Annotated in this window: 12 protein-coding genes and 4 tRNA genes; 14 read left to right on the plus strand and 2 right to left on the minus strand. The window is 44.3% G+C overall.

Going from position 1 to position 16,225, the window contains the following annotated elements; genetic code table 11:
- Positions 1-36: 36 nt before the first annotated feature.
- Positions 37-2,421, plus strand: a complete 2,385-nt coding sequence (locus AC23N5_RS15925) for a M1 family metallopeptidase (RefSeq protein WP_487756348.1) — start codon at positions 37-39, stop codon at positions 2,419-2,421.
- Between the two features lie 151 nt (positions 2,422-2,572).
- A complete protein-coding gene (locus AC23N5_RS15930) occupies positions 2,573-3,949 on the plus strand; it encodes a thioredoxin-like domain-containing protein (RefSeq protein ID WP_487756349.1) in 1,377 nt (458 codons plus the stop codon).
- Here AC23N5_RS15930 and AC23N5_RS15935 read toward each other — a convergent pair.
- Positions 3,931-4,602 carry an outer membrane beta-barrel protein gene (locus AC23N5_RS15935; RefSeq protein WP_122933093.1) on the minus strand — a complete coding sequence of 224 codons (672 nt, stop codon included), beginning with the start codon at positions 4,600-4,602 and terminating at the stop codon, positions 3,931-3,933. The genes AC23N5_RS15930 and AC23N5_RS15935 overlap by 19 nt on opposite strands.
- 86 nt (positions 4,603-4,688) lie before the next feature.
- On the opposite strand from AC23N5_RS15935, the gene AC23N5_RS15940 reads away from it, so the two are divergent.
- Positions 4,689-6,731: an FAD-dependent oxidoreductase gene (locus tag AC23N5_RS15940; protein WP_487756350.1), complete on the plus strand. Its 2,043-nt coding sequence runs from the start codon at positions 4,689-4,691 to the stop codon at positions 6,729-6,731.
- A gap of 108 nt (positions 6,732-6,839) precedes the next feature.
- Here the strand turns inward: AC23N5_RS15940 and AC23N5_RS15945 are convergent, their stop codons facing one another.
- Positions 6,840-8,072: a serpin family protein gene (locus AC23N5_RS15945; protein ID WP_487756351.1), complete on the minus strand. Its 1,233-nt coding sequence runs from the start codon at positions 8,070-8,072 to the stop codon at positions 6,840-6,842.
- A gap of 166 nt (positions 8,073-8,238) precedes the next feature.
- Here AC23N5_RS15945 and AC23N5_RS15950 point away from each other — a divergent pair, with 166 nt between their 5' ends.
- From AC23N5_RS15950 to secE, 11 genes are all read left to right on the plus strand, one after another.
- Entirely contained in the window at positions 8,239-8,805 is a 567-nt protein-coding gene (locus AC23N5_RS15950; RefSeq protein ID WP_487756352.1) for an RNA polymerase sigma factor, read from the plus strand.
- A 12-nt stretch (positions 8,806-8,817) separates the two neighbouring features.
- Positions 8,818-9,645: a hypothetical protein gene (locus tag AC23N5_RS15955; RefSeq protein ID WP_487756353.1), complete on the plus strand. Its 828-nt coding sequence runs from the start codon at positions 8,818-8,820 to the stop codon at positions 9,643-9,645.
- A 50-nt stretch (positions 9,646-9,695) separates the two neighbouring features.
- The gene (locus AC23N5_RS15960) at positions 9,696-10,739 is read left to right on the plus strand and encodes a hypothetical protein (RefSeq protein ID WP_487756354.1); all 1,044 of its coding nucleotides are present in this window, start codon (positions 9,696-9,698) and stop codon (positions 10,737-10,739) included.
- 178 nt (positions 10,740-10,917) lie between these two features.
- Positions 10,918-11,000: transfer RNA gene (locus AC23N5_RS15965), tRNA-Tyr, on the plus strand.
- 21 nt (positions 11,001-11,021) lie between these two features.
- Positions 11,022-11,094 (plus strand) — tRNA-Gly (locus AC23N5_RS15970).
- 152 nt (positions 11,095-11,246) lie between these two features.
- Positions 11,247-11,318: transfer RNA gene (locus tag AC23N5_RS15975), tRNA-Thr, on the plus strand.
- Positions 11,319-11,464: 146 nt separating this feature from the next.
- Positions 11,465-12,649, plus strand: coding sequence for an elongation factor Tu (gene tuf / locus AC23N5_RS15980; RefSeq protein WP_028522379.1), 1,185 nt, complete (start codon positions 11,465-11,467; stop codon positions 12,647-12,649).
- 201 nt (positions 12,650-12,850) lie between these two features.
- A complete protein-coding gene (locus AC23N5_RS15985) occupies positions 12,851-14,623 on the plus strand; it encodes a sensor histidine kinase (protein WP_487756355.1) in 1,773 nt (590 codons plus the stop codon).
- 37 nt (positions 14,624-14,660) lie between these two features.
- Positions 14,661-15,869: a TCR/Tet family MFS transporter gene (locus AC23N5_RS15990; protein ID WP_183978844.1), complete on the plus strand. Its 1,209-nt coding sequence runs from the start codon at positions 14,661-14,663 to the stop codon at positions 15,867-15,869.
- Between the two features lie 75 nt (positions 15,870-15,944).
- Positions 15,945-16,015, plus strand: a tRNA-Trp gene (locus tag AC23N5_RS15995).
- Positions 16,016-16,030: 15 nt separating this feature from the next.
- On the plus strand, positions 16,031-16,222 hold the full coding sequence (secE, locus tag AC23N5_RS16000) for a preprotein translocase subunit SecE (RefSeq protein ID WP_122933100.1): 192 nt from the start codon (positions 16,031-16,033) through the stop codon (positions 16,220-16,222).
- Positions 16,223-16,225: the final 3 nt, after the last annotated feature.

The following is a 16,225-nucleotide window of genomic DNA, read 5'->3' on the forward strand; positions in this document are numbered from 1 at the left end:
CCTTATTTTTACTATTCAACTAACAACCAAGTACCAATGAGAAAACAGTTTATTTTTTACTGGCTTATGCTCAGTACGGGCTTACTATTTGCCCAGCCCCCTGCTGCCAACTACCATGCCAATTCGCGTTTTGAGCAATTAGGCGCTCAACTCCCTACCCCAAATACGACTCGTACGGCTTCGGGAGCGCCTGGAAAAGATTTTTGGCAACAACGCGCCGACTACGACATCAAAGCGGAATTGGACGATGAACAACGCAAAATCACGGGAACTGAAACCATTACGTACCACAACTACTCACCCGATGAGTTGAAATTTGTGTGGTTGCAACTTGACCAAAATTTGTTTGCCAAAGGCTCAATCAATGCCCTTTCGCAGCACAATAGCATTCAGCCACAAATGTCGTCAAACGCTGTGCGTGGTTTAAATGCGCCAAGTTCAGTACGGACGAGCATTACTGGTGACAAAGAATATGATTTCAAAATCACGGCCGTGAAGGATGCAAAAACGGGTAAGCCGTTGGCATATACCATCAACAACACCATGATGCGCGTTGAGTTGCCTGCGAGCATCAAAACAGGGCAATCGTACGCGTTTTCGGTTGATTGGAATTACTTTATCAACGAATACTACGGCCGTGCGGGTTACGAGTTTTTTCCAAAAGATGGAAACTCTAACTACTTCATCGCGCACTGGTTTCCACGTATGTGCGTCTATGACGACGTAAACGGTTGGCAACACAAGCAGTTTTTGGGCCAAGGAGAATTTACCTTGACATTTGGTAATTACAAAGTGGCTTTGACAGTGCCTAACGACCATATCGTAGGAGCTACGGGAGAATTGCAAAACGCGGCTCAGGTCTTGACTTCGGAGCAACAAAAGCGTTTGGAACAAGCTAAAACAGCTACTCGCCCCGTGTTGATTGTGAGCCAAGAAGAAGCTGAAAAAGCAGAAAAAGGCAAGCCAACGGGTAAGAAAACGTGGGTTTTCAAGGCCGATAACGTCCGTGACTTTGCGTTTTCTACGAGCCGCAAATTCATTTGGGATGCGATGCAAATCGACCAAGCGGGCAAGAAAGTAATGTGTATGTCGCTTTATTCAAAAGAAGGAAACCCATTGTGGGGTAAATACTCGACGATGGTGGTAGCGCATACGATTAAGTCGTACTCAAAATACACAATTGACTACCCTTATCCAGTAGCGTACTCGTGCCACGCGAGCGGCGGCGGAATGGAGTATCCGATGATTTCGTTCAACGGTGGCCGCCCAGACCCCGATGGTACGTATTCGGAAGGGGTTAAGTATGGGATGATTGGGGTAATTATCCACGAAGTAGGCCACAACTTTTTCCCAATGATTGTCAACTCTGATGAGCGTCAGTGGGGATGGATGGACGAAGGTTTGAATACATTCGTGCAGTATTTGACTGAAAAAGAATGGGACAAAGACTATCCAACGCGTCGCGGTGAGCCTCAGTACATTACAGATTACATGAAGCAAGGAACCGAAAACTTGGTACCAATCATGACGAGCTCGGACAACATTATGCAATACGGGCCTAATGCCTACGCAAAACCTGCGACGGGCTTAAATATCTTGCGTGAAACCGTCATGGGTCGTGAGCTATTTGATTATGCGTTCAAAGAATACGCGCGTCGTTGGGCGTTTAAAAACCCGACTCCTGCCGATTTCTTCCGTACGATGGAAGATGCCTCAGGTGTGGATTTGGATTGGTTTTGGAAAGGCTGGTTCTACGGCGTTGAGCCTGTTGACCAAGATTTAGTGGAAGTTGAATGGTTTGCGCTTGACACGCAAAACCCTGAAATTACCAAAGCAAGCGCCAAAAAAGAAGCGGAAGACAAGCGTAATACCGTGGCTCGTCAGCGTGACAAAGATTTTATCAAAGAATCGGTGGTAGAGAAAAATCCTGACATGAAGGATTTCTACAACTCGTACGACCCATACAAAGTGACGGACGCTGATAAAAAGAAATACGAAACGTACTTGGCAAGCTTAACGGCCGATGAGCGCAAATTGGTCGAGTCAGGTATGAACTTCTATACGTTGAAAGTGAAGAACAAAGGTGGTTTACCAATGCCTGTGATTGTGAAGATGCAGTTTGAAGATGGTACGGATTCGGTAGCGCGCTTCCCAGCGGAAATCTGGCGTTTGAACGACCAACAAGTATCTAAAGTCGTAACGACGAAGAAAAAAGTGGTTCAGTGGACATTAGATCCCTACCGTGAGATTGCCGACATCGACGAAGAGAGCAACAGCTTCCCACGTCAGCCAGCACAACCAACGCGTTTCCAGATGTTTAAAGGCGGAGGTTTTCAACGTGGTGGTTCTAACCCAATGCGTGAAGCTCAGCAGGCGCAACCACCCAAAGCAGGTCAGCAAGGCGGCGCTAAAAACGACTAATATTTTTCAGATCTTAGACCTTCCAAGTTTTTGAAACTTGGAAAGTCTAGTCTAGTCAAACTCAAGCGGGGAATAGCGGGTTTTCAATAACCTGTTGTTCCCCGCTTTTTTGTGGCACAACATTTGCGTTTATTTTTCAAAACTCAAAAATATGCCGAATAAACGCTGGATTCTTTGTGCTTGTATTGTCATTCTGGCAAGTTGGAAACCTTCTTTTGCTCAAAAAAAACTACGAATTGAAGCTAAAATTGCCAATATAAAACCTATGCGGCTGATTTTAGCGCAGTATTTTGCAGGACAACAAATGCCTGTAGATACCGCTATTTTGGGCGCCGACGGCCGTGTAGTTTGGCAGACCGATGCCATTCCCGAAGGCGTTTGTCGGATTGTTGGGTTGGGAAAAGGGCTTGATATTTTTGTGACAGGCTCGCAACAGTTTTCCTTTGAAGCCGATTACAAAGACCTGATTGCTAGTATTCGTTTCAAAAACTCCCCCGAAAATACCCTGTTTTTTGATTACCAACGAGAACTACGGCGGCGCTACCAAGCGGCATTGGCAGAGCGTCAGCGGATGGGGATAAAAGAGGACTCAGACCCGCGCTGGAAAAATCGTTTTCAAGAACTCAATCAACAAGTGAAGAAGTTTGTTGACTCACTTTATCAAAAACACCCTACCTACTTGAGTACGCGTTTTTTGAAAAGTTACCAAGAACCTAACTTGCCCATTTTGCCCGTTCAGAAATTATCGGCCAAAGATTCTCTGTATTTGAGAAACTACGCGTGGGAGCATTTCTTTGATAACGCTTTTCTTTCCGATGAACGAATGGTTTATACCTCCACCGTTCCCGCGCGCTTTGAACGCTTTTTGAAAGCGCTGCCTCAATTTGAAAAAGAGCACCGCCGCAAGTTAGTAGAGGGGCTTATTCAGAAAACCAAAGGAACGACCGAACTTCGCAAATACATCATTGGAGGGCTTGCCCAAAGGGTTGAATTAACATCTAATCCAGATTTTGATCAGCTTTTTGAGCAAATTGTGGATAACTATGTGGAAAACGATACAAAATTGTGGGATGCGAGTACTTTGCAGCGATTAAAAGAACTAAAAACCATAAAGGCCAACGTTGCTATTGGAAACACATTTCCTAAAATACCTCTCTCGACGGTGGACGGAAAGGCGTTTCATTGGGAAGATATCCACAGCGATTACACCCTTCTTTTCTTTTTTGACCCAGGGTGCACACATTGCCGAGAGGCTACGCCAGCGTTGGTGACAATGGCCAAACAATACGCCAATAAAATGAATGTAGTAGCCATTACGCTCGACCCCAACGAGGCGCAATGGAAAACCTTTATTAACGAATTTCAAACGGAAAGCTTCCTCAACGTGAGAGATGCAAATCGTTCGATTGAGTTTCATAAACTAGGGGTCATAGAATACCCCACCATTTATCTGCTCGACCGAGACAAAAAAATAGTGGGGCGCTGGTTGAAAGTAGAAGAACTTCCGTCTTATCTGGTCAGTCGGTAAGAAGCCGTGAGTTGAAGGCCGCTAAAACGCTGTTGGAAACGGCTATCTCGCAATTGTGCTTCTCCAGGCACAGCATACGCAATGTACATATCGCTTACGCCTTGAATGCTGGCCAAATAACGTACGCCAATCGAAAGTTTATTCAGATTGAGCGCAACCCCTGCATGGTAGCCAAACGCATAGCTGCGATAGGGTGAAAAGGTAAGAGGGGTTGAAGAATATTGCGACAAGAAATTTTTGAGGTTGCTGTCGTCAAACAATTGCAACGAAATGAGCGGCCCGCCCGTAAATTCCAAACGTTTGTGCTTGTAGCCTAACGAAAGCGGAATATCCAACTGTCCGTATTGGATGGAAGTTTTATTCGTGCTTCCTGTCGATTCTATTTCACCTCCTTTAATAGAAAGTAAAGCCTCTGCTTGTAAAAAGACATCCTCTGTGCTACGTACATACGCACCTACTACGTAGCCTGCTTTGCTACTTCCTTGGGTGGTTATGGTTTCGGGTGTAGCCGAGCTTGACGTCGCTCGACGTCCAAGAAAATCATCTCCTCTGAGCTGCGAAATCTGTAATCCCGCTTTTAATCCCCACTCTGCTCGTTGGGCGTTTGCCCCCAAGGCCGTCAAAACACAAAAAGCGGCAAGTAATCGTTTCATAAAACTCCTTTTTATAGTTTTAAAATAGATAAGTAATTTTCTAGTTTCAAAGTTCACTATCTTTTGCCCATAAATCCAACAAACGAATGAAAAAACACCTATTGGTCTTACTTAGCGTTCTTATTCAGTGTGCGTATCAAAGCCATGCGCAAGAAGTAGATGTCTGTGTATATGGCGGAACTTCGGCGGGCGTCATTGCCGCTTATACTGCGGCTAAATCAGGAAAAAAAGTCCTTTTAATTGAGCCTAGTCGGCATTTAGGCGGCCTTAGTTCGGGTGGACTGGGTCAAACCGATATCGGAAATAAGTACGCAATTACGGGCGTGGCCCGCGATTTTTACCGTAAAATAGGCCAGCACTATGGTAAGTTTGAACAATGGACGTTTGAGCCACACGTGGCCGAGCAGTTATTTAATGACTACATCAAAAGCGCTAACGTGTCTGTTTGGCTCGAACATCGTTTAGTAAGAGTTCAAAAACAAGGAGAAAAAATTCAGGCCATTGAAGTAACTGCTTCCGAATCAAAAGGGGAAAAAGTACGTCTCGTAAAAGCTAAAATGTTTATCGACTGTACCTATGAAGGCGATTTGATGGCCCAAGCTGGAGTTAGTTACATCGTTGGACGTGAAGCCAATAGCCAATACAACGAAACGTGGAATGGCGTTCAAATGCACGACAAACACCAATTCCCCGAAGGCATTGACCCGTACAAAACCCCTGGTGATCCTTCAAGCGGATTGCTTTGGGGAATTTCCACGGCAGCGCTAGCCCCAACAGGTTCGGGTGATAAGCTATTGCAAGCCTATAATTTTCGGTTGTGTTTGACAAAAGACCCTGCCAATCGAATTCCGATTACCAAGCCAGCGCGCTATGATTCAACGATGTATGAATTGTTGTTGCGTCAAGTGGCCGTCGAGAAACCTGCGCACATCAACTGGGGGGTATTGCACATTGCCGATATGCCCAATTCAAAGACGGATATTAACAACAAAGGAGGTCTTTCAACGGATATGATTGGTATGAATCATTCGTTTGCCGAAGCGGATTTCCAAACCCGAAAAAAAATCATCAAAGAGCACGAAGACTATACCAAGGGCTTTTTGTATTTCGTAGGTCACGACCCTAGAATGCCCCAACATTTGCGCCAACAAATGCTCGAATGGGGATACCCCAAAGATGAGTACCTTGACAATAATCACTTTTCGCACCAAATCTACGTCCGTGAAGCGCGCCGAATGGTGGGAGAATACGTGATGACGCAGCATAATTGTGAAGGCCGAGAAATTGTAAAAGATGGTATCGGAATGGCGGCCTACACCATGGATTCGCACAACTGCCAGCGGATACTTTTCAAAAACCCTACCACGGGAAAAATGGAGGTTCGTAACGAGGGAGATGTGCAAGTGGGCGGTTTTCCCCCCTACCCGATTAGCTATCGGTCGTTGATTCCTCGCAAATCGGAATGCCAAAATTTGTTTGTCCCCGTATGCTTGTCAGCGACGCACATTGCTTATGGCTCTATTCGGATGGAACCTGTATTTATGGCACTTGGGCAAGCAGCGGCGGTGGCGGCAGTTCAGGCCATCAACAGTAAAAAAGCTGTTCAAGAAATAGACATTGAAACACTTCAAAGAACGCTAAAAATCAATCCACTCGTGGATGGTAGCCAGCCCGAAATTTTATTGGACAACGACGTTACTCCTAAAAATATTCAAGTTGTTGGTGATTGGCAAACCCTGAAAACGGGAAGTAAGTACGCTGCTTCGCAGTTGACAGACAACTCCCTTGGGAAAACAGTAAAATCAGTTCGATTTACGCCCGAAATCCCCCAAAATGGAGAATACGAACTTTACCTCTATAATCCCAATCCAACGGGGGGCGGAGGCAACCCAGGCGATGCCCAAAATCAGTCCAAAGCAAGTAAAACAACGCTAAAAGTAAAAGCAGGAAACCAAGAGCAAGAACGGGTCATTTCGACCCGCGAACAAGTGAGTGACTGGATTCGAGTAGGGAGTTTTTCGTTGGTCAAAGGAAACGGCAACTTTGTCGAAATAACCAACCAAAATGCGGATGGTATCGTTGTCGCAGATGCGGTATTGTTTGTTCCGAAGCACACAGTCAGACGATAGTCAGACTGTGCGATTCCTGCGTATCTGGTCTGACTATCGTGAAAGCAGTCAGACGGTAGTCAGACTGAAACGACTTCAATTGCTGGTCTGACTATCGTCTGACCAGGGCTACGACGGATCCAGCATTTTGCCCATAAACAAAATGGTATTAGACGTTTTTTCACTGATGACAAACATAAACGGACGGTCGGCGTGGTAGTAATTATTAGGCCCTACGGAGGTCAGTTCTATGCCAATGGTCGTGACAGCGGCAGCTTCCGTGCCTTTTTCATCGACGGCTACAAAAGTGTTTTGTTTCACAAATCCGACGTTTAAGCCACCCTTAGAACTAATTTTGGTCAAATCAGCGACACCAGGGATAAAAGCCGTAGGCATTCCCATGGTTTGAAGAATACTGTTTAGCTTTACTTCGTACTCTAAAGTAAACTTGGGTAATCCAATTTTAGCTTTTGGAATCTCTTTCATTGATTCTTGTAACTGTGACCACTCGTTGGCCGAAAAATTGGCAATCAAATTAGCGACTTGATTGCCATCTTTAGGAACAATCACCGTCATGGTATATTGGCCATTGCCGTAAGGAAGTTCATACGCAAAGTAAGTAGCACGAGTACCTACCCTTACATTGTCTTCCAAAAACATCATTTTCACGTTCTTGGTTTGGGTATCGGTCAGTTGGAACGGATAATCCGATGTTAGTTTTTCGGAGAAACTGGTTTTCCAATCACCCTTAAAATAGAGGGCATTCATCAAAAACATCACCATTTGTGGGTCGATGTTGTCCAGTACTTTTTTTATCTTTCCGTTCGTCTTGTCGCTGGCCCATTGGTTGAGCGGAGAAGCATCACTCCCCGTGTAAGAAGTGACGTCGGCCTTGAACCACGATTTCATGGTAGTTAGGAAATCCGTTTCGGGCTGAAAAGTATTTCGATACCACACCGAATTGGCCAAGCCGAGCGTCACTTTGGAGTCGGCCTGTGGCAATGCTTCCATCAGTTTTTGGTAAATTTGGTTGGCCTCAGTCGTTGATATTCCGCTGAGTTTAAGCGTTTGCTGGATTTCGTCGGCCGTTTTCCCGTTGGCGCCGTTGAGGAGCATCCCAAGGGCTGTGTGCAAGCTCAAGGGAGACACAAAAACGTTTTTGCTTTTTTGAGCGGCTTCATTGTTTAATGTTTTGAAAAACTCAAAAGCAAATTCGTTGGTTTGGTTAGAAAACTTCGATGGAATACCGATGGGAGTCACTTCGTCAGAATTGCTCGAAGAGGTGCAACCTAAGGCTGCCCAAAGTAAAAAAAGCGTGGCCGCAATGACCATGACACTTTGGAAAAATGAAGACGATTTCATGTTTGTTTCAGGGCTTAAGGCTCTTGTCATAGCAGTAGATTTTTTTGGTAAAAACTAGGACTATGACGCTGTTGAGGTAATAACGGTTGTAACCCAAAAAAAATTTTCAAACCCCATGCAACCTTTCTATTTGTTTTTTGCATCTACCCATTGAAACAGCCTAAACATGGTGAAAATATTACAACTATTCACAAACGAGGGCCAATTGGTCAAAGCCTTACAAAAAGGCGATCCCAAGGCGCAGCGGTATTTCTACGAGAAGTACTCCGCTCGAATGTTGGCAGTTTGTGTACGTTACCTGACCGATCAGATGGAAGCTGAGGATGTAATGATAGAGGGATTTATGAAGGTTTTTGAACGAATTGACCAATACAAAGGAGAAGGGAGTTTTGAGGGGTGGATGCGTCGCCTTATTACCAACGAAGCCCTGATGCGTTTGAGAACGCGGCGCCACATTGAAATCGACATTGATGCCCCCGAAGTACACCAACAGGTTCACTTTGAAGGGATTGAAAACAACCTAGAAGTGGAAGACTTGATGGCGATCTTGGCAAAGTTGCCTACGGGTTATCGGACGGTTTTCAACTTGTATGCCATCGAAGGGTATTCTCACGCCGAGATTGCCGAACAGTTAGGGATAAATGAAAGTACCTCAAAGTCCCAATTGCACCGTGCAAGGGCTTTGTTGCAACAAATGGTTTCTGAAGTAGAAGGTTTAAAATGGAAAGCTTAAAACACTAAAAATATGAAAAAGCATCCAGTTGATGAGTTGTTCTCGCGCAAACTTCGCGACGCTGAAATAACCCCTCGCGATGAAGCTTTTCAAAAGTTTCAACAAAGGTTACAAACCAAAGAGCGCCGAATAGGCTGGTGGCAGCAAGGCCCTTGGCTGGCAGCGGCTGGCGTGAGCTTATTGCTTATGGCAGGCGGCGGCTGGTGGCTGATGAGCCAGCAACCGAGTGAGTCAGATACGGTGGCATTGTCAAAGACACCTTCCCCCAAAATAGTTGCTCCTAATCCTCCTCAAAATGGTGAGCAAAAAGCGGTTATTGCACCGTCCACCAATGAATTGGCCAGTCTCGACAAAAAGGCCAAAGCGGGAAGTCGTTCAGAAAGCCAAGTTCCTACTTTTTCGTCGGCAACGGCACCCACCACGCCCAAGCGTGCTATCAAGACAAAAGAAGTAGTGGAGCCGTTGGTGCAAGAAACACAAGTAGCGCAAGTGGTAGAAACAACGCCTGCTAGTGAGCCTGTAAAACAAATGAAGTTAGAAGAACCTACCAAAACTGTAGCATTGGCAAGCGCCATAACGGCTAAGCCAACCGAAAAAACGGTCGTTCTTCAACTTCCTGAATTGGAAAAAACACTCGTTGCCGCCAATGACCCACAAACCAACGTTGCAGCAACGAATTCTTTAATAAATGATAATGATGTATTAGACAAACCTCGTAAATCGACAAGAATGGCGAAAGTATGGCAACAGCTTAAAAACGCCAAAAACGGAGAAAAAGTCGATTGGGATGAGGTCGGTTTTCATCCAAACAAGCTCGTTGCCAAAGCAATAGGTAAATAACCCAGTAACAATATCAGACCGTAATGACAACTTCAACAATTAATATAGCCATGAAAAATGTAATAACAGCCATCGTTTTAACCGTAGTGACTAGCATTGCTGCCTACGCCGAAAAGTACACCGTTCAGGGAGATACGCTCATTGTTCAGTTTGGGAACAATACCCGACTCATTGTTCAAGCCAAAGACAAGTCGGAGATTCGTAACCTAAAACAGTACGACCTCAATAAAATCATTCGCGATTTGGGAGCTACGCTGGATTCTAGTGGTAAGGAGACGTACATTTATATCAATGAACAAAACGGCCGTAAGTATCTAAAAGATACGGTATTAGTGGTGAGTCGTAAGGATGGTGAGATTAAAATTTCCATCAATGACTCATCTTCTAGTTCTTCGACAGAAAAGAAGGAAGAAAAGTACGAAAAAGACAATGAGCCGTCGTCTAGCCACGATGATGGTAAAATCACGAGAAGCGTTACTCGGCGTTACAAAAGCCCTCGAAATGGTTTTGATGTACTCGTCGGACTGAACACCTACGCTCAAAATACGCCGCTTGCTTACAATAAGGAAGATTATGACTTATTACCTTGGGGTTCGCGATTTGTAAGCTTGAGTTGGGTAAGAGGTGCGGCCATCAGCCGAGGAAAAGATGCCTCATTGGGGCTTGATTTGGGGGTAGATGTGGCGTGGTACAATCTGATGTTTGACGGAAACAATACCGTCCGTAAAGATGCCAATTCCATTAGCTTTCCTACGGTCTCAAAAGACCTGCATAAGTCCAAACTCACGGCGGCTTACGTCAACCTATCTTTGATGCCAACGCTGGCGATTCACCGAGGCCCTATTTCTTATTTGAGCGTTGGAATGTATGCGGGGTATCGGCTCGACAGCTACACCAAAACCCAAGAGACTAGAAAAGGACGCTCGGAGCGAATTCACTCCAACTACTACCTTAATAACTTTCGATATGGTTTCGGCGCTGAGTTAGGCATTCGCCATTTTCCTGACCTTTTTATGCAGTATGACTTAGGTGAACTGTTTCAAACTAGCAAAGGACCTGCCGTACGAATGATTAGTTTTGGTGTTCGTTTATAGTGCTAGCAATTAGGCAATTACGGTGCTTTTGAAGACAATTTAGAAGCACCGTAATTATTTTTCTTGAAAAAAAGTTTGTTTTTTTTTGCCTAAAAGTTTGAACTGAATTAAAAACAGCATACATTTGCGACTCCAAAAACGACAACAAAGTCTTTTGGAAGTTTTTTGAAAATAAGAAGGGGGTGTACCAGAGTGGCCAAATGGGGCAGACTGTAAATCTGCTGACGTACGTCTTCGGTGGTTCGAATCCATCCGCCCCCACCTTTTTACATAAGAATATCAGCGGGAGTAGCTCATTTGGTAGAGCGGTAGCCTTCCAAGCTTCAGGTGGCGGGTTCGAGCCCCGTCTCCCGCTCAAAATGGAGTCGTAACTTGAAAAGTTGCAAACATTTACCTCATAGGATTTTGTCGCTCCATAGCAAGTTAATTGTTACTTGTTAATTGTTAATTGGAAGTTTTAACTACAAATAACTGTTAACGAATAGCGATTAACTTTTTTGTTGAAAAGCCGTTATAGCTCAGGGGTAGAGCACTTCCTTGGTAAGGAAGAGGCCCGGGGTTCAAATCCCCGTAACGGCTCTGGCAGAAAAAATAGTTAACAATTAGGAGTTCTTTTCGCGGTAGTAGTGATAGCTATGGTCGTCATTTACCGTAAAACTCTGGACACTCAAGTTTTCTCTGTAAATCCATAATTAATACAAAACCAAATTTTAGTTAATAAAACAATGGCAAAAGAACAATTCGACCGGAGTAAACCTCACGTAAACGTAGGTACAATCGGTCACGTTGACCACGGTAAAACTACTTTGACTGCTGCTATCACCAAAGTTCTTTCAGAAAAAGGTTTGGCAGAAAAGAAAGATTTCTCGTCGATTGACTCCGCTCCAGAAGAAAAAGAGCGCGGTATCACTATCAACACTGCGCACGTAGAATATCAAACAGTAAACCGTCACTATGCTCACGTTGACTGCCCAGGTCACGCTGACTACGTGAAAAACATGGTAACTGGTGCTGCCCAAATGGACGGTGCCATCCTTGTAGTAGCTGCTACTGACGGTCCAATGCCACAAACTCGTGAGCACATCCTTCTTGCTCGTCAGGTAGGTGTACCTCAGTTGGTCGTTTTCATGAACAAAGTTGACATGGTTGACGATCCAGAGTTGTTGGAACTTGTTGAAATGGAAATCCGTGAATTGTTGTCATTCTATGAATTCGACGGCGATAACATTCCAGTTATTCAAGGTTCAGCTCTTGGTGGTTTGAACGGTGATGCGAAATGGGTTGCTACTATCGACGCATTGATGGAAGCTGTGGATAGCTTTATCCCAACTCCTGCTCGTGATACAGATAAGCCATTCTTGATGCCAGTTGAAGACGTGTTCACGATCACTGGTCGTGGTACTGTAGCAACAGGCCGTATCGAGCGTGGTATCATCAACTCTGGTGAGCCTGTAGAAATCTTGGGTATGGGAGCTGAAAACCTTAAGTCAACTGTGACTGGGGTTGAAATGTTCCGTAAAATCCTTGATCGTGGTGAAGCTGGTGACAACGTAGGTTTGCTCCTCCGTGGTATTGAAAAATCAGATATCCGTCGTGGTATGGTTATCTGTAAGCCAGGTTCGGTTAAGCCTCACGACAAATTCAAAGCTGAGGTTTATATCTTGTCAAAAGAAGAAGGTGGTCGTCACACACCATTCTTTAACAACTACCGTCCGCAGTTCTATTTCCGTACAACTGACGTAACAGGTATCATCACTTTGCCAGCTGGCGTTGAGATGGTTATGCCTGGTGATAACTTGACAATCACTGTTGAGCTTATCAACTCAATTGCAATGGAAAAAGGTCTTCGTTTCGCGATTCGTGAAGGTGGACGTACGGTAGGTGCTGGTCAGGTAACTGAAATCCTTTAATCCAAAAGGGATACACCAACTATAAAAAAGGGAAGCTCGCAAGGGCTTCCCTTTTTATTTTGTGATTAACTGAGTACATTGGCGTTCGTTTTCTCGGGTCAAATGATACCATTAAGGCTAGTTGTTGTTGGGATACTATTGGGGTGGATGTGTACGATTACCGTTCGTGCACAAGTTCCTGTATTATATCTTACTGATAAAATGGTAGATACAGAGCTATGGAAACATCCTGCGCTTGAGTATTTTGCCGATACTTCTCAAAAACTGACAGTTCAACAGCTACGAAAAGACACCTCTATTTTCTTCAAGCAACCCCTTGGCATTTCTGCTGATTTAGGTTTTAACGATCAAGATGTTTGGCTACGCTTTAAGGTAAAAAAACAAACAGATAGACAGATTCATTGGGTAATTTCAAATGATTATCCTATGGTGGAAGAGCTTGATGTGTTTGTTTTTAATGAGCAGACGGGAGAAGTTAATCACCAGACTTTAAAAGAAGCTATCCCGGGATATCAGCGAAATATCAATGTGCATCAGTGTGCCATTCCATTAGAGCTTGTACCCCATGTGTTGTATTCTGTCTATATTAAGTTACGTACAGGGGACGCAAAAAAAATCCAGTTCAGAGTTGCCGAAACATATTATTTTTACGAAACCTACCTTGATGAACTCTGGTTTTGGAGCGGGCATTTAGGGTTTGTAATTTGCATGATTGTTGTGCAATTGGTATTTCTACTGGTAACCAAGGAGCGAAATTTCTTGCTTTATCTCCTCTTTTTAATGGGATACTTATTGGTGGCCATTGTAGGAGGATACGGTATCATCGACCAGCTATTGTGGCCAAACCATGTTTGGATGAAAGGCTATAGTATTGTGATTGCGGTCGTTATTAGCAATTTTTTAGGGGTGTTGTTTTATGCTCATGCGCTTCATTTGCGCGTATTAGCCCCTACCCTCTACAAGCTGATGCGAATAGATGCGATTGCATCGGTGGTGCTAAGCGTTTGGATTTTCTTTTTTGAAGGACTTATTAGCCCCAACGTTTATTCCTGCGCTATCATCATTGTTTTTTTCTGCTTGGTTTCTATTTCCTGCATTGTGAGTTATCGGCGAGGCAATCCCTCGGCGATTTATTACCTTTTCGGGACGCTTTCTTATTTTATTGGGGTAATAGTTGTCTTGATGTGGACTTTGGCTTACTTGACGCCCAATCTGTTTGTTATCAACGCCATGCACATTGGAAGTATGTTTGAAATGGTGTTTTTTATGTGGGCATTGGCGGATGATTATCGCCGAACGCGCGAAGAGCGAGAACAATCGCAAAAAGAGCTAATTCATACACTACGAACTCAAAACGAAGAAATTTCGAAAGCTCAAATTAAAGGACAAACGCTCGAACGAAAACGGGTTGCGGCTGATTTACATGATTCGCTAGGGGGCACGCTCTCGGCAATTCGTTGGACACTGTCGTCGATTAACTCAGAGAGTTTGACGGAGCAGGAAAAACAGGTGTATGAGTCGTTGGTCGAAATGACCAATGAAGCACAGCAGCGGGTGCGGTTTTTGAGTCATAACCTCGTGCCCGAAAATTTAGAAGCAGATGGGTTAGCAATAAGCGTGGAGAAACTGACAGAAAAGCTTAACCGAAACAATAGAACGCGATTTAAAACCGAGATAAACCTCGATAAAAAATACGATAAACAAGTTGAATTTGAGTTATACAGCATTTCACTGGAGTTGATTAATAACATTATCAAGCATTCAAGAGCGAAAGAAGCGGTGGTGCGTCTTTATGAACAAGACAATCACTTACACCTTGACATTGAGGACGATGGCGTAGGAATGCAAGATTATAATCACCAAGGAAAAGGCTTAGGAAATATTCAAGAAAGAATTTCGTCGCTCAGAGGCACGTGGCAGATTGAATCCAACGGAAAAGGAACTCATGCGTCGGCGCAAGTGCCAATCTCCTGATTTTTTGCTACTTTTGTACCTTTGTTGTCCCCTTTATATGGCTGAAAAACGCAACTCTGCCCTTTTATTTATCTTTATAACGTTACTGATTGATGTAACAGGTATTGGGATAATTATTCCTGTATTTCCTAAATTGATTACCGAGCTCATTCATGGTGATTTATCCCAAGCCTCTTTATACGGGGGGTGGCTCACGTTTGCGTATTCGGTGATGCAGTTTATATTTTCCCCAATTTTGGGCGGTCTAAGCGATCAATACGGGCGTCGGCCTGTGTTATTGGCCTCTCTTTTCGGATTTGGAATAGATTATATCTTCTTAGGTTTTGCCCCGAGTATAGGATGGTTGTTTGTAGGACGCCTCATTGCTGGCGTTTTGGGGGCAAGTTTTACCACAGCAGGCGCGTACATTGCGGATGTAAGCCCACCTGAAAAAAGAGCTCAAAATTTTGGATTGATTGGTGCAGCTTTCGGCTTAGGGTTTATCATTGGCCCCATGCTTGGAGGGCTTCTTGGCCAGTATGGCGCCCGCGTTCCCTTTTTTGTATCGGCAGGCTTGGCACTTTTAAACTGGCTATACGGGTATTTTGTATTACCAGAGTCACTGCTTCCCGAAAACCGCCGTCCTTTTGATTGGAAGCGAGCCAATCCCGTGGGTTCATTGCGTCATTTAAAAAAGTACCCCATTATTTTTGGTTTGGTTATTCCACTGGTGTTGATATATATCGCAGGCTATGCCACGCAGAGTACCTGGACTTACTTTACCATGGAAAGATTTGGCTGGGATGAAAAATGGGTGGGGTATTCACTGGCATTTGTAGGAGTAATGGCTGCCCTTGTACAAGGTGGATTAACCCGCACGATTATCCCTCGTTTGGGCAATACAAAATCCATTTATTGGGGGTTAAGCGCCTATGGTATCAGCTTTTTTATGTACGCCTTTGCCAACCAAGGTTGGATGCTGTTTGCCATTACTATTTTAGCTGCCTTAGGAGGAATTGCAACACCTGCGCTTCAAGCCATTATGTCAAATGAGGTGCCTGCCAATGAGCAAGGAGAGCTCAGGGGAGCGCTTACGAGTTTGATGAGCTTAACGGCCGTTGTAGGCCCAGTTATGATGACGAGTTTGTTTGCGTACTTTACTACTTCGGCTGCCCCTATTATTTTTCCAGGCGCACCGTTTGCAATGGGTGGTGTTTTGACGCTTCTAAGTTTGGTTTTAGTGAAACAAATTTTATCACGTAAATGATTTTTTTTGTAAAAGGTTGCAATTGAAAAATTTGTTTCATACTTTTGCAGTCCGATTTCAAGAAGTATTATATACACGGGCATAGTTTAAAGGTAGAACTAAGGTCTCCAAAACCTTCGGTCTGGGTTCGAGTCCTGGTGCCCGTGCAACTTTTGCGCAAAATGAACTCAATTGTAGAATTTGTAAAAGCCTCATGGGACGAGGTTCGGCACAATGTCACTTGGCCCAAGCTTAATGACCTTCAATCTAGTACAACACTTGTACTCCTCGGCTCGCTTATTTTTGCGGCAGTGGTAGGTCTCATGGACTTCCTATTTGAGAACGCTCTCAATTTCATTTATCAGTCATTCTAGGGC

The sequence above is a fragment of the Runella sp. R5_40 genome (assembly GCF_057652295.1).